Raw genomic sequence first — 15,312 nt, 5'->3', positions numbered from 1 at the left:
ATGAGCAAGTAGGTTTCGATATACGAAGCTCATGCCCGTTGCAGCTCAGACAAAACCATCGTGCGAAAATGGGTAAAGGTGACATGATCATGTGTTTTTAGCTCACGTCTTACCTACAGGCAACAAAGCTCTCTGATCGTTACCGTTTCGGAGGGTCGGATCAGCAATAGCACGGAAGTTGGAGGTGATGGGGTGTTTTCACATCAACACCGTCGGTGGATCGCGAGAGGACAGGACAAGCCATGACCTTGAATGCGCAGGGTTTCGGGACTAAGTTCCTACGCTGGACGCCAAGGTTCACACTCACCTCGATCCGAGATAGCATCTTTTGCCGCGCGTGGGGGGGGCATTTGCCACAGCTTGGTGATGATCTCTTCCTAAGGATGCCATTTCCCGGCCATCGACGGGGCCTTCTTGTAGCGTCCAGACATCCTCCGAGACTCGCTCCGGACTTGGTTACAGCGAGCGCACCAGGTGTGCGCGTGGTCTTGCTTGCTTAGCCAATCAAGCTGCTGTTGCCTAGATTCACTTGAGCGCCCGATACCGCAGAACAAAGAAGTCTTGAGAACCCCTCAGATCCTGATTATCTTTAAGAAAGTGATGTAAGGGAAAATTCCAGTGCGTGAGAGGGAGAGACGTACGATGAGGCTCCAGCACCGAACCTCTAAGTTGGCCTTGTACTGCTTGTTGGGCAGCATGGCCGCCCCGTCCTCGGCTCAGACCACCTGGACGGGCGGGGGACCGGACAACAACTGGTCCACCGATGCCAACTGGAGCCCCGCTGACGCTCCGGACACTGGAGAGGTGGTGATCGAGAAGACCTCCGTCAACCTCGACCTCTCGCCCAATCTCACCGAACTCCAGATCGGCGACCCCAACGGCGTCTTCAGCAATGGCGGGGTCGTGGTCCAGGGTAGCGGCGGCGCGATCACCGTCAGCGACAAGCTCGAATGGACGAACGTGCTGCTCCAGAGAACGGGGGCATTCATGGCCAGCGGCACCGGGACGCTCAAGGGGCTTGCCGAGACGCGTAACTGGGACGTCACCCTCAACAGCGACCTGACCAGCCCGGGCGCCAACGTCCTGATCGGCGAGAACGGGAGTTTTCGTCTCAACGGCCGGCTCGAAGCTCAAGGAGCTCTTGGCTTTGGAACGGTGCCGCTCGAAGCCGGAGGTCGCCTGCTCATCAACGGCACGCTCGCGTCCACCGGATCAGGCATCAACATCGGGCCTGACCTCGAAGTAACACTCAACGGCACCCTGCGTGAGCAGGCCGGTCAGACGACCGTCACAAGCCCGATTCAACTGCTCGACACCGTAGAGGTCACCACCGGCCTGGGTCTGGTGGACCTGCGTGGCGGCGGCCAGCTCATCAACGCCACCATCGAGACGGTCGGCTCCGAACGCGTGCGGCTCTCTCAGGACTGGAACCTCAGCGGGGTGCTCACGGCGAAGGGGACTGGTCTCAGCAACCTCCCCGCCTCGGTGCGGCTCCGCCAGGGCATGCTTACCGGCAAAGCGTCGCTCGCCACCGAGGGCGACGGCCAGTGGCATCTGGGCGGTGACGTGAAGATCGATGCCGAGGTCACCAACCAGGGCCGGCTGCTGATCGAAGGTGTGACATTCGCTGCCATGACTGAGGGACAACTGATCAACAGGAACACCGCTGTAGGCCAGACGGTCATCGGACGCAATGGTGACCTTGTGCTGCGTCAGGGTCCTACATTCGAGACGATCGACAGGTTCGTGAATCGAGGGCACATCACACAGCTAGGTGGGATACGACTCGAGGGCGGCAGCGTCCATAACGATTCGACTGCGACTTGGGTCCTCACGCCATCGTCAAGAATCACAGCACAGGCCACCCCAACGATCTTTGATGTTTTCTCCAATGCTGGGTGTCTAATGTATGCTCCCGAATCGTCTTCGGGTCTGTCGCTGAATGGACGTATCTTTCAGAACTCAGGCGGTGAACTCCTTGTCAACCGGGGTCAACTCACGCTTCAGCGTTCCAGCTTGGATGGATTTATCACGATCGATGGAGATGGTGAGCTGCGGCTTGATTCTGGCTCCATTGGTTCACGCATCGCGATAATTGACCTTAGATCATCAGGTCGGATACTAATCCGAGGAGGACTCACGGAGCTTGGAAGCGTCTCGACTCTAGGCGATGGGACTGGCGAGGTGGTCCATGTCGGTGGCCCCCTTTACTTGAATGGCGACTTGAGCGCCGATAGGCCGGCCCCTTTCGTGTTCGCTTCAGATCCAGGGATCGGCGAGAGCTATGTGATCGCGGGAGCTGGCAGTAATGCGGGGTATCTCATCTGGCGTAAGGGTAGGATTGTTGACGGAATGGGCGATGTTGATGACTCGGAAGTACGTACAGGCTTTCTTAACAACGCGTCAGGTGAAGTTTGGCTTTCGGGTGGCAGCCGCCGTGAACTTGGTGGCTCGGTCGATGAAGAAAGCTCTCTGACCGAGAATCAGACGTACCGCACAGGTGAACTGCGCAACCTCGGTCTGATCGTGGCCGAGGAGTTTGCCGGGACCGCCCTCCAGCTCAACGGAGCCTCCAGACTCGTCAACGAGGCGTCGGGGAGGATCCTGCTCAAGGGCAACAACGGCTTTGCCCAGGGCGATCTCGACATGGGTGAGGCCGAGTTCGCGAACCTGGGCCTGCTCAGCAAACAAGGCGGATCGGGTAAAGCGGTCATCCAGCCGTCTTTCGTCAATCGCGGGACCGTCCGGGTCAGTTCGGGCGAGATGGAGTTCCGCAGCATCGGCCTGGTCGAACCCGGGCCGCTGGGCCTGGAGGACCTGACGTCGCCGCTGACAAGCCAGGGCCGGTGGGAGGTCTCCAACGGCGCACTCATCACCTTCACCGAGTTTCCCGAGATCAGCGTCAACGCAGGGGAGGTTGTTCTCTCAGGCAGCGGCAGCAGCATCACGGGCCTCGATGCGCTTAGGCGCAACGATGGTCAGATCTCTGTGCTCAACGGCAGCCTGCTCGAGCTGAATCAGACGCTGACCGGCGACGGCAGCCTGATCCTCGAAAGCGGCTCGATGTCGCTCACCGGCGACTACGAACTAAGAGGCAACACGCTGATCACCGGCCTCGACTCGATCCTCACCGCGAACGTTATCCGTATCCCCTCAGGCGGTGTACTCACCGTCGACAAGGTCTCGGCACTCGGATCGGGACGTTTGACCTTGGCAGGCCAGGCCGGCCTGACCTCCGAGAGTCCTCTTGGGATTGATCTCTTCGAGGTGCTGCCCGGCGGTGTCCTTCAGCCAGGAAATGGACCGGCTGAGTCAGGCGACCGGGACAGCGCACAAGAGCTGTCGATGACCTCGCTCACCCCGGGGCTAGGAGCACTCTGGCTCGATGGTGATATCGTCCTGCAGCCGGGCTCGAAACTGACGCTCGACCTCGGCATGCTCAACGACACGGCCTGGATCGACAGGATCGTCGCAAACGGCGGCGTCAGTCTGGGTGGTGTGCTCAACTTCGACATTCAGACCCCCTTTGAGCCTGAGGTCGGCGACATCTTTGAGATCATCAAGACTCAGGGAGACCTCACAGGCGGTTTCGACAACATTCTTGACGGCGCGGTCTTCTCAGTTGGACCCTTCGGCTTCCAAGCTGACTACGGCACCGAGAGCCTGACACTTCGCGTGACCGCTGTACCCGAGCCTGCCTCCTTACTACTGCTACTTTTACTTTCGCTCGGCACGCTCAGACAACGTCTCTGCCGCGTCAATTCTTGACATCACAGGGACAACATATCGATGGCCTCATTCGGTATTTATTAGCACCCAGATTCAACGCGTAACAGTCATCAAACTCCTGATCGTGCGCCTCTCCCCAGATCCTGATCCATTCTGAATGCTCGTTTTCGGAGATGATTCGGCTTTTGTCAGGAAAGGCCATCGTGATGAAGAAGTGAAGATTCACAGAAGAGCAGATCGCGATCGCGTTACATCAGGCCGAGGACAGCAAACTGTTGAGTGTTTCTCCAAGTGACATACGCTTAGCTGGCCATTGCTTCCATGACCCTCTGCACCATGCGTTTCTGTTGATGAGTCAGTCGATGCCAGGCCGCGACCAGCCGCGACAGCGAAGGCACTGACTGATTCACTACAAGTGAGTCAGTGGCTGCCTGTAAGTTATTTTTGATAAATACCTTACAAGAGGTCTCCTCAGGACTGTCGATCCGAAGGTTGCGGGTTCGAGTCCCGTCACCCTCGCTTAAGTATCGGACGATGCTGAGCCTGGAGCATGGACGACCATCGGATCTTAACGCCGTTGCTCGTCACCAACGCAATGCTGTGGGGTGGCACCTGGGTTAAGCACGACCTTGGTCTGCGCCGGTACGGACGTAATTTCTGACTGTGGGCTGATGGCCAGTCTCTTGATGGCACGCCACCTTGCTTTCAGTTTGCGACTGAAGGCCTTGCCTGAGTGTCTTGACGTACCAGTGATTGATGGACCTTTCGTGACTCAGCATGATGGCCATGGCAGGACGAATGCCGCAGTACGGGAGCCCATATGCTGGTATCCGTACGCAGGTTGCTCGCTCAGTTCTTGTGCCACTCGCTGCTGAGGTCCCAAGGCACTGATTCAGAACAGAACAAGCGTCGCGGGTTTAGAGCGCGAGTCTCATCGTGGTGGTGAGAGGCGTATGATTGGCCTCGATGTCGTCGTCCTTCTATCTGGTCTATCCACTGATTGCAGCCATTATGTACGCGGTGAGTGCGGCCTTTACGAACACGGCGACTTCAGGGGCACTGGTGCCAAAGGCCGCGATCGTGAGTCCGACCAGCAGCGTCGGGATACCGGCCGCCGCAGCCAGTTGGGACGCCCCACGGATGAGTGTTTCACCGCCAGCAGTCAGCAGGGCCAGACCCAGAAGGATGAGGAGGATGTTCAACTCGAGACCCTATCCACGCGTCCTTAAACAGGGATATCAATAGTCTTGGGGTCAAAAGCCGGCTCTGGCGTTCTCAGATCCAAGGCATCCAGCGTATCGACCAGGACTTGTGCCACGAGCAGGTTGCGGAACCATCGTCGCTCAGCCGGAACGACGTACCAGGGTGCTTCCTCAGTCGAGCAACGCGATATCGCGTCTTCGAAGGCCTTCCGGTAGTCAGACCACCGCGTGCGCTCCTTCAGATCGGCAGGCTCGAACTTCCAGTGCTTGTTCGGATCATCGAGCCTTAGCTGAAGCCGCTGCTTCTGGTAGGCCTTCGAGATATGAAGATAGAACTTCATAACTCGTGTGCCTTCGTCGTGAAGCAAGCGCTCAAAGGCATTGATGTGTGCGTACCGCCGCTCCCAGACTTCGGTAGGAACCAAACCCTTGACCCGCGCAATCAGCACGTCCTCGTAGTGAGACCGGTTGAACACGGCGATGTTGCCCCGTCTCGGCGCGTGGGCATGGATACGCCAGAGAAAGTCGTGGCGGAGCTCTTCGTCGCTGGGAGCCTTAAAACTCGTCACTCGGACGCCCGCCGGATTAAGCGGACCGATGACCTTGCGGATCGTGCTGTCCTTGCCGCCAGCATCCATGGCCTGGAACACGACCAGAACTCCAAACCGCCCATCGGCATAGAGCAGCTCCTGTTGCTCGATCAGCCGCTGCCGCAGCGCTGCACAGCGATCACGGGCCTCATCCTTATCAAGCCCGCCATCGTCAGCAGTTGGGAGAGCGTTGAGCTCGAGCCTGTCGCCCGGGGTAACACGGTATCGATCCGTCTTCATCACGGCACTCTAGCTGATGGATCGCAAGTCGATGACAAATGCCCGTCTTGGCGTTGACGCTCAGCCGCTCGATCCGCCAGTCCGCTAATCGTCGACTTCACGGCCACGACCCGATTCGCTCTCCCATCGCTCTCCTCGACAATAGCATCACATCCATACCCATGAGAAACAACGCAAGGCCACCCGGCCATCCCCTCGTGATGGATACCCATGGCAGGTTGTGCTGGGGCGAAGCTGCAACCGCTAGTAGCCTTGAACGCTCGAAGGCTTGTAGTGACGTGCGTGGGACTCCACACCAGTCTGGATTCGAACATCACCGTTCGGCTTGCTCAATCGGACAGCTAGCGATCCATCCGCTCTAGCCGCCCCTTGACGGCCCGTCCCAGCTTGCCAGCGGCGTCGGAGATTGCCTTGTACAAATCATCGGCGCGCGCTTCCACGACCAGGGGCTGATCCCCAGCGATCCGAGCTTCCATCGTGCACCGGTTGTCATCGGGCCCTTGTCGCTTCTGCTTATCGTCGCGCAGGTGTACTTCGACCCGCGTAACCCGACTCTGGCTGTGAGCCAGCTCCTTCTCCACATGGGTGGTCACGTGGTTGGATAGGGCATCGGTCGAGTCCACATCACCGTAGTTCAGTTGGATCTGCATAAAGAATCTGCCTTCGGGTTGAGTCCTTATCAACGAATCTTCGTTCAAGAAAACACGTCCCCATAATACAGTCGATCAGACACGCCACCGCAGAATGAAAACCATGATCTGCCCTCATCGTTCTCAATCAGAGAGACAAGCATTGAGTGCCGTGCATCATCTTGCCGCAAGTGGACGCATCCTGTAGACGAATCCTCAACTGCCTGAAAACCATGGTCACAAGCAACTGGCGAAAGCCGCTCTCGGGCTGTCGATCCGAAGGCAGCGGCTGTGAGTCCTCCCACTCTGGCTTGTGTCTCCTCGCGACAGTGGGCAACCCCCAACAACTGCATGGCTTCCGGGCTACCCCTGACATCGATGTGTCTTCTCATCGTGGGCTGTGTTGTCCTCGCCCGGTCGCGTCTCCCGTATCACGCTGAAGCGGCCCCGAGACTCAGCACCATCGACACGCCAACCCCCACCGCCCCGATTAGTGCGAGGACGTAGACCGGGACTGGGGGCATCTGCCCGTCGTTCTCCATCGCGCGGCCAAACATGAAGAACACGAGCGGGTGCACGAGGAAGGGCATGGCGAAGATGAAGGCGATCAGCGCCTGAGACTCCGGCCCGGCCATGCCGCCCTGGATCGCAGCGAAGAGCCCAAAGTGTGACATCGCTGAGCTGGTTGCCATCATCGCGTTGGCAACGGACATGTTGGCGCTAGCGAGAAGCAGCAATCCGCCGAAGACCGCGGTGAGCTGCCACCCGAAGCTGAACTGCATGAGGGCCTTGACCTCGCGGGCATCGCCGCCCTTGGCGAGCGCAAGATTCCGTAGAGCGTAGGCGGTTAGACCGAGGCCAAAGGCCGCCACGAGCACGGAGGGCACCATTAGCAGTTGGCCTTGCTCCATGCTCACTGCGAGGATCGAGAAGACGAAGACGTGGCCGAAGAAGGGGATGTTGATCATGATCGGGGCGCGGCGTGACGCGGTCTCGCCCAGGTCGCCCGCGGTGCAAGCTCCGGTGAGTCCTGCGTGCGAGAGCGCGCCGGCCATGCCGGGGCCCAAGTTCCACGTCGCGGCCGTCCGGCCGAAAAAGACCAGCAAGGCGATGCCTCCGAACATCCAAAACACCTGACCGAAGAATCCATACGCCATCACGGCGTTCATCCCCGACAGCGCAAAAGCCTCACCAATGCGTGATCCGCCGATGATGAAGTTCGCTGCGAGCACCACGGGGATCCCGGCGAAGAGCAGGCACCGGACCGCCGGGCCGTGCTCCCAGCGGTAAAGCAACGCTCCGACGCCGGCCGCGATGAGCATGACGAAGAAGATCTGCGGCAACGCAATCAACTGGCTAGCCCACTCCGCGATCAGGTATCCCACCCCGAGCACGGCCATGATCGCGATAATCTCCGCCACACCCTTGCGCAAATAGGCTCGGGTGTTCGCGATCGTCGCTTTGTAGTCGATCAGGATCACCGCGATCACCAGCCCCATGTAGGCGATCAGCGGGTAGTAGCGACCCAGCGATCCAGCGGGCACAGCATCCAGAACCACCGCTGTTCCAGCGCCGATGCCTAGTAGCATGAAGAACGCCCGAGTGATGAGGATCACCTGCGTCCGACCGGTGCCCAGGAACACCTGCTCGGTCGCGTACGACACGCTCTGGTCTTTGGGGATCTCTTTGCCTGAGAAGATCCGGCGCAGCTCCTGCCCGCCAACAAAGAACGTGGCTGTCAGGGCGACGATGGTGGTCTGGGCCACCATCCCCAACATCGGGAAGTCGCTCAGACCCGGTTCGGAAACGCCTGTGGCCACCATCAAGTACCCCATGGCGAGGCCGAAGACCACGATGATCAAGATGGCCGAGTAGCGGGTCCCCGCGACCACCGCTCTGGCGACCAGCACCATCGGGATGACAAAGAACACCGACAGCCAGAACTGGTTGAACAGATGCTGGTGGGCGATTTCCTGCATCAACTGTTCGGGCGCGACCGATCCGATCATGGCAACGTTCCTTGGCAGCTGGCCGCAGTATAGTGGATCCAAAAGTCTTTAATTAGCTCAAGGCGAGCATCAAGATAGGTATCGGGATGGGGAGCGGCGCAGCAGTGACCGCGTCGTGCTGCACTGCTTCTCATGCTCAACAGGCGACGCCGCAGCCCGCAGCATGAAACTGGGCAACGGCATCAGCGGCCTGCTCACGAGATGCTGGTGGTGTGTCTGCCAAGGCGTATCGCTGGCCGAGTTGCATCCACTTGGCTCTGCCGAGCTGATGGAATGGCAGGACTTCGAGACGCTCCACGTTCGACATGTGACCAACGAATCTGCCGATCGCTTCGACCTCTTCCGGGATGTCTGTAAGTCCCGGGACAAGCACGTAGCGGACCCATGCCGGCCGGCCCAGCCGTGCCAGCCTGCGCGCAAAGGACAGGATCTTTTCATTCCCGAAGCCGGTGACTCGGCGGTGATGCGCGGTGTCATACGCCTTCAGATCGAGAATGACGAGATCGATTTCGGAGAGTTCGTCATCCAGAAGCTGATCGCCGAGGTAACCGTTTGTGTCCAGAGCCGTGTGCAGTTTGAGGTCCTGCTTGGCGTGACGGATGAGTTCGATCGCGAACGACTTCTGCACGAGCGGCTCTCCGCCGGAGACCGTGAAGCCGCCTTTTGTGGAGCGTAGAAACGTCGCAAACCTGCGGGCGTCATCGATGACCTGCTTTGATGTGCGGCGGTTACCGGCCTGGAGCGCCCAGGTATCTGGGTTATGGCAGTACTGGCAGCGTAGGTGACATCCTGCGAGCCAGACGGTGTAGCGGAATCCAGGGCCGTCGACGGTCGATGTGGTTTCGTGGCTGTGTACCCAACCTCCTGAACGATCTGCCTGACTGGGGTCTTCGGCGCTCGTGAGCTGCGGAAGGGCGACACGTTGGGATTGCGGACGATGACTACCAAGTGCCTCTGACCCAGTGCCCGTTGGTGGGGGATTCCGCGGGGTCATCTAAACACGCTTTTCCGAGGCAACGGATGTCCTGGTCCTAGAGCTTGGCATGGAACGTTCGATCGACAACATCCTGCTGCTGTTCGGGGCTTAGCTTGACGAAGTTCACCGCGTAGCCTGATACACGCACAGTCAGTTGCGGGTAATCCTCGGGTTTGGCCATGGCGTCCAACAGGGTCTCGCGGTCCAGGACATTCACGTTCATGTGGAAGCCGCCGGCGCCGAAGTAACCGTCGAGGCAGCCGGCGAGGTTATCCACCTGGTCTTCTCGGGATGAGCCGAGGGCGGAGGGCAAGACGGTACTCGTGAGGCTAATCCCGTCACGAGCGGATTCGTAAGGGAGCTTTGCAACCGAGAGTGCGGAGGCGATGTAGCCCTGATGGTCGCGCCCGTGCATGGGGTTGGCGCCTGGCGCAAACGGTTCACCGGCCTTGCGGCCGTCGGGCGTAGCGCCGGTGGAGTTGCCATATACGACGTTTGATGTGATCGTCAGGACTGACTGAGTGTGTTCGGCGTTTCGGTAAGTCGGGTGTTGGCGGAGTTTGGCCATGAAGGTCTCGACGAGCCAGTTGGCGATGCCATCGGCCTCGTCGTCGTTGTTCCCGTATGCGGGGTAGTCGCCGAGGACTTCGTAGTCGATGACTAGTCCCGTTTCGTCGCGGATGACTCTGACGCCAGCGTTCTTGATGGCTGAGAGCGAGTCGGTCACCACCGACAGCCCGGCGATGCCGAAAGCCATCGTTCGCTTCGGGTTGTGGTCGTGGAGGGCCATCTCGATCCGCTCGTAGGCGTACTTGTCGTGCATGAAGTGGATGCAGTTCATCGCGTTGACGTAGACACCGGCAAGCCAGTCCATGGCGTGGTGATAGCGTTTCATCACCTCGTCATACACGAGCGTGTCGCCTTGAATGGGATCGAAAGCGGGCATGATCTGCTCGCCGGTGCACTCGTCTCGCCCGCCGTTAATGGCATACAACAGGCACTTGGCGAGGTTGACCCGGGCCCCGAAAAACTGCATCGACTTGCCGACTTCCATCGCGCTGACACAGCAGGCGATGGCGCTGTCGTCGCCACCGACACAGCGGAGCGACGTGTCATTTTCATACTGGATCGACGAGGTGTCGATGCTGACCTTTGAGCAGAAACGCTTAAACCCTTCGGGAAGCTCTGCAGACCAGAACACGGTCATGTTGGGTTCTGGTGCGGGTCCGAGGTTGTAGAGCGTCTGCAGGAAGCGGAACGAGTTCTTGGTGACCAGCGGTCGGTCGTCGCTGCCCATCCCGCCGATAGACTCGGTGACCCAGGTCGGATCGCCGGAGAAGAGCGCGTCGTACTCAGGGGTGCGGAGAAACCGGACGATTCGGAGCTTAATCACGAAGTCGTCGATGATCTCTTGGGCGTCGAGCTCGGTCAGCGTGCCTTCTTCGAGGTCGCGCTGGATGTAGATGTCGAGGAAGGTGCTGGTCCGGCCCAGCGACATCGCAGCGCCGTTCTGTTCCTTCACGGCTGCCAGATACGCGAAGTAGGTCCATTGGACCGCTTCGATGGCGTTGGCTGCGGGCCTGCTGAGGTCGTACCCGTAGGCCTTGCCCATGGCGAGCAATTCCCGGAGCGCTTTGATCTGCTCGGCGAGTTCTTCGCGGTTGCGGATGACTTCCTCGGAACTGAACTGTCCGTCAAGGTTCGCCTTCTCCGCCAGCTTGGCCTCGATCAAGCGATTGATGCCGTAGAGCGCGACTCGGCGGTAGTCTCCGATGATGCGTCCGCGTCCGTAGGCATCTGGCAGGCCGGTTACGAGGTGGGCACTGCGGGCCTTGCGGATCTCCGGGGTGTAGACATCAAAGACTCCGTCGTTGTGCGTCTTACGGTGCTTCGTGAAGACCTCGGCAACGGCCGGGTCGGGCTCGTACCCGTAGGCCTTGAGCGAGCCGACGACCATGCGCCAGCCGCCGTTGGGAAAGATCGCTCGCTTGAGAGGGGCCTCGGTCTGCAGTCCGACGATGATCTCGTTGTCGCGATCGATGTAACCCGGCTCGTGGGCCGTGATCGAGGACGGGATCTGGCTGACATCTAAGACGCCCTTTTCTCGTTCAGCCTTGAACAATTCGGAGAGCTTGTCCCAGAGATCGGTCGTTCGCGGCGTTGGCCCCTCTAGGAACGCGTCGTCGCCGGAGTAGGGCGTGTAATTGGCCTGTACGAAGTCGCGGACGTCGATCGTTTCTCGCCAAGTCTTCCCGGAGAAGCCGCGATGCGGACTGTCTTTCACCGCAGGCGAGACACTTTCGAGTTGGTCGGAATCAGGGAGTTGGGTCGTGGTCATACGTGATCGTCCCTAGTCTTGGCTGGGTCGAGCCGTTGATTGCTGGCCAAACCTGTTGTGTGTTTTCATCGGCGTCGACTCGTCAGCAGATCATCCAGTCTCATTATAATCGATTCGGCGGCTTTTCCATGCCTGTTTGGGCAAAATCCCGAAATCGCCTCAAGCAGGATGCTGGCGACGATCCGTGCAAATCAGTCGACCTCTATGTCCTATATTGGCCAGTTGCGGTGCTGCTATTAGTCACCGCCACGTGCTTTCCCCGAGCGAAGCCCGCGGCACAGCGTGAATCTGCCATGACCACCCAAACAGATCTCAAAAACCCAGTCGCCCCACGTCCCACTCGCAACCGCTGGCTGGTGGCGCTTTCGGGCGTGGGTATCCACATCTCGATCGGGTCGGTTTACGCGTACAGCGTGATGACGCTGCCGTTGAACGAGGCGGTTGGCTGGCAGAAATCCGACATAACCATGGCGTTCTCCGTAGCCATTGTGTGCCTGGGGCTGGCTGCGGCGTTTCTGGGGCTGTTCGTGGAGCGTCGTGGACCACGGGTTGCGGGCCTAGTGGCGGCGGTCTGTTACGGGCTCGGGACACTCGGTGCCGGTCTCGCCGTATCCATAGGCTCGCTGCCGCTGTTTATCGCGACCTATGGAGTGCTCTGCGGCATCGGGCTTGGTGTTGGCTACATCACGCCCGTCTCAACGCTCGTTAAGTGGTTTCCTGACAAGCGCGGCCTCGCCACTGGCATGGCGATCATGGGCTTTGGTTTCTCCGCGATGATCTTCGGCCCGGTGATGCAGAAGCTCTTCGAGACGGTCGACCCGGCATCCACTTTTTACATTCTTGGAACGGTGTACTTCCTCGTTATCGCCGGGAGTGCGCTCTACATCTCCCCGCCGCCACCGGGCTGGGTGCCCGCTCATCTGCGAATCGCGGCAGCCGAAAGATTGACAGAGGGTTCACCGATGAAGTCCGTTGCTAAGGCGAGCCGGGATCTCGCCGAGCTCACCGCCAGTGAAGCGCTTCGGACCAAGCGGTTCTACTTCATGTGGCTGATGCTTTTCATCAACATTACGTGCGGCATCGCGTTGATCGCTGTGGCTTCTCCGATGGCGCAAGAGATGGCCAGCATGTCCGCCGGTGCTGCTGCGACCATGGTCGGACTGATGGGGCTCTTCAATGGCATTGGCCGAATCGGCTGGGCCTCTTTTTCGGATTACATCGGGCGCCCAGCAACGTATGCCGCTTTCTTTGGTTTGCAGCTCGTCGCTTTCCTCTTGTTGACCCGTTCTCCCGCGCCGTGGCAGTTTCAGGCTCTGGTCCTGCTGATTCTGACCTGTTATGGCGGCGGGTTTGCTTCGGTGCCGGCCTTCCTGGGTGACCTATTCGGCACCAAGCAACTCAGTGCCATTCATGGCTACACCCTCACCGCATGGGCGGTTGCCGGCTTGGCCGGGCCGACCCTGGTGACGCGAGTCCAGGAGGCCACAGGCGACTACGCCACAACCCTTTACATCTTCGCGGGCTTGTTCACTCTAGCCCTGTTGATCACGGGTCTGATGACGCTAGACATCCGGGAGAAACGTCGGCGTTCGGACGCCTCGCGGCAGTCATCCTCGCATGCCCTGTGATCTACCTCTGGGCGCGACCGGCGGGGTCGGTTTCGCCTTCGGCTGACGATGTCCGCAACTAGAAACTTGATAAGGATCAAGCCGAGGCCGGTGGATTGAGTGGGCCCAAGGCGATGAGATCGCCTCGCGGCATTCAGCTTTGTCTAAAGGTATGTTCCAAAAATGATCTAGCCGTGTCGCTGGCCGGCGTCACACCAACAACAGCACGACATAGCCGCGGAGACACGCGGGTTGGGGGCTTGACTCGGGCGAACACGCTACAGTCAGGTAGCGGTGCACGAAGAGTCTTACAGTCACTGTACTTGAGCATGATCCAATGAAAAGCGGTAGCCCACCTCCGAATGACGACCTGCGGCTGATCATCGAAGCCAAACGAAGCTCTTCACCGACCGCTGTGGACGTGGTCAGCGAGTACACCGCCTGGCTGAAAGCCGCCCTCACAGGGGCAGGGATTGCGTACAGCTACGCGGCCTGTGAGCAGGCCGAGCATTACGCGTTTGCTGCCTTTACGGTGCTCCGCAATTACCGTGGCGAGCCGGTGTTTCTTGATATCAAGGTTGCGGAGATAAATGCTTCGCCATACGTGTTCGTAGAGGTCAAGACGACGGGCAAGGCATCGGGATCACTCTTTCCCTACTTTGGAAATCTTCAGTCTGATGAGGATCGCAATCTTCTGCTGCATTACGTCGCTGACTTTATTCTCAGTAGCGACGTGTAAACTCGCTGCTTCACCTCGCCGCCTACTCGAAGCGGAACGACTCTGGAGCTTGACGGGAGATGGTAAAGGGCGCTTCTCTCCGGATTCTGCTCTATTTACGATGCTCGTATTCAGCGAGATTCGATTTTTCTTTCGAAAGAGAGTTCGCATGAATAAGTTACTGATTACTAAATGAGATATCACGCTTGCTTGGCCTCAGACCAGGGTGACCTTCCCCCACGATTCAGCCCACAGTCTACGGTAGACCGAGGCTTGTTTGCAGAGCCGGGCGGAGCGTAGCGGAGCCCGGCTCTGCAGTGATGGTTTGGGGTGCTGGCGGGCGATAGCCCAGGGCCGAGTGGGGCCTACGGGTGTTGTAATGTCGCCGCCACTGCTCGATCAGGACCTTCGCTTCCTTGAGCGTGTAGAAGTGCTCGCCGTTGAGCAGTTCGTCACGCAGCTTGCCGTTGAAGCTCTCCACGTAGCCGTTTTCCCAAGGCGACCCTGGTTCGATGAAGAGTGTTTGGACACCCACACGCTCAAGCCAGCCCCGCACGGCCTTCGCAGTAAATTCCGGGCCGTTATCTGAGCGGATGTGCTCAGGGACGCTCCGCGTCGCCATGAGCCACGCCAACCGCTCAAGGACATCGTCACTCTTGAGCTGTCGATCCACGTCCAATGCCAGGCATTCGCGGGTGTATTCATCCACAATCGCCAGCACCCGGAATGGGCGTCCGTCGTGCGTTCTCGTCTGGACGAAGTCGTACGCCCAGACATGGTCCTTGTGCGTTGGTCGTAGCCTCACACACGATCCATCATTGAGCCACAACCGGCCACGTTTAGGTTGTCTTTTCGGGACTTTCAGACCCTCCTGACGCCAGATGCGCTCAACTCTCTTGTGGTTCACGTGCCAGCCCTCTTCTCTCAGTAACGCCGTGATCCTCGGCGTGCCGTACCGTCCATACATGGCCGCTAACGCGACGATCCGCCGCGTCAGCGGACCCTCGTCATCCCGCTCGATGGGCAGGTAACGCTGCACCGCCCGTTGCTGCCTCAAGACCCTGCACGCCCGACGCTCCGACACCTTCAGGTGATCGATCACTTCGCTGACCACCCGGCGACGACGCGTCGGGCTCAGCGTTTTAGCGCCGCGGCCTCACGCAGCTTGTTCACGATCTCCTCCGCCGAATGACGCTTCCTGCTCATCGATCTTTCCTTCCTGATGGCGTCCAGAACGTGGGAAGCCTCCCACAACATCCGGACAAGGTTCAGGG

At 59.3% G+C, this 15,312-nt stretch carries 10 protein-coding genes and 1 pseudogene; 3 read left to right on the top strand and 8 right to left on the bottom strand.

Translation table 11 applies throughout. From position 1 onward, the window contains the following. Positions 1-807 precede the first annotated feature (807 nt). Complete coding sequence (locus tag ACQZAB_RS13110) at positions 808-3,768, top strand: hypothetical protein (RefSeq protein ID WP_428389966.1); 2,961 nt, start codon at positions 808-810, stop codon at positions 3,766-3,768. Positions 3,769-4,718: 950 nt separating this feature from the next. On the opposite strand, the gene ACQZAB_RS13105 is transcribed toward ACQZAB_RS13110, so the two are convergent. From ACQZAB_RS13105 to pflB, 6 genes are all read right to left on the bottom strand, one after another. Then, a complete protein-coding gene (locus tag ACQZAB_RS13105) occupies positions 4,719-4,931 on the bottom strand; it encodes a hypothetical protein (RefSeq protein WP_428389965.1) in 213 nt (70 codons plus the stop codon). A 23-nt stretch (positions 4,932-4,954) separates the two neighbouring features. Further along, on the bottom strand, positions 4,955-5,761 hold the full coding sequence (locus tag ACQZAB_RS13100; protein WP_428389964.1) for a polyphosphate kinase 2 family protein: 807 nt from the start codon (positions 5,759-5,761) through the stop codon (positions 4,955-4,957). Positions 5,762-6,102: 341 nt separating this feature from the next. Continuing rightward, entirely contained in the window at positions 6,103-6,411 is a 309-nt protein-coding gene (locus tag ACQZAB_RS13095; protein WP_428389963.1) for an HPF/RaiA family ribosome-associated protein, read from the bottom strand. A gap of 410 nt (positions 6,412-6,821) precedes the next feature. Further along, positions 6,822-8,399 (bottom strand): hypothetical protein, encoded by a 1,578-nt coding sequence (locus ACQZAB_RS13090; protein WP_428389962.1) that lies wholly within the window; start codon positions 8,397-8,399, stop codon positions 6,822-6,824. 136 nt (positions 8,400-8,535) lie between these two features. After that, on the bottom strand, positions 8,536-9,393 hold the full coding sequence (pflA, locus tag ACQZAB_RS13085; RefSeq protein WP_428389961.1) for a pyruvate formate-lyase-activating protein: 858 nt from the start codon (positions 9,391-9,393) through the stop codon (positions 8,536-8,538). A gap of 37 nt (positions 9,394-9,430) precedes the next feature. Further along, positions 9,431-11,713, bottom strand: a complete 2,283-nt coding sequence (gene pflB, locus ACQZAB_RS13080; RefSeq protein WP_428389960.1) for a formate C-acetyltransferase — start codon at positions 11,711-11,713, stop codon at positions 9,431-9,433. 293 nt (positions 11,714-12,006) lie between these two features. Between pflB and ACQZAB_RS13075 the strand changes: the two genes are divergently transcribed. Then, the gene (locus ACQZAB_RS13075) at positions 12,007-13,341 is read left to right on the top strand and encodes an L-lactate MFS transporter (RefSeq protein WP_428390168.1); all 1,335 of its coding nucleotides are present in this window, start codon (positions 12,007-12,009) and stop codon (positions 13,339-13,341) included. Positions 13,342-13,657: 316 nt separating this feature from the next. Beyond that, on the top strand, positions 13,658-14,059 hold the full coding sequence (locus ACQZAB_RS13070; RefSeq protein WP_428389959.1) for a hypothetical protein: 402 nt from the start codon (positions 13,658-13,660) through the stop codon (positions 14,057-14,059). 235 nt (positions 14,060-14,294) lie between these two features. Here the strand turns inward: ACQZAB_RS13070 and ACQZAB_RS13065 are convergent. Together ACQZAB_RS13065 and ACQZAB_RS13060 are read right to left on the bottom strand one after the other, a co-directional pair. Next, positions 14,295-15,182, bottom strand: a pseudogene (locus ACQZAB_RS13065) (IS3 family transposase); the annotation flags it as partial. Further along, complete coding sequence (locus ACQZAB_RS13060; protein ID WP_428389958.1) at positions 15,173-15,295, bottom strand: hypothetical protein; 123 nt, start codon at positions 15,293-15,295, stop codon at positions 15,173-15,175. The gene ACQZAB_RS13060 and the pseudogene ACQZAB_RS13065, both read right to left, overlap by 10 nt. Positions 15,296-15,312 lie beyond the last annotated feature (17 nt).

Source organism: Mucisphaera sp., assembly GCF_965279675.1.
Classification (GTDB): domain Bacteria; phylum Planctomycetota; class Phycisphaerae; order Phycisphaerales; family Phycisphaeraceae; genus Mucisphaera.
Note: the sequence above shows the minus strand (reverse complement) of the source record. Positions and strands in the feature narration are given on the sequence as shown.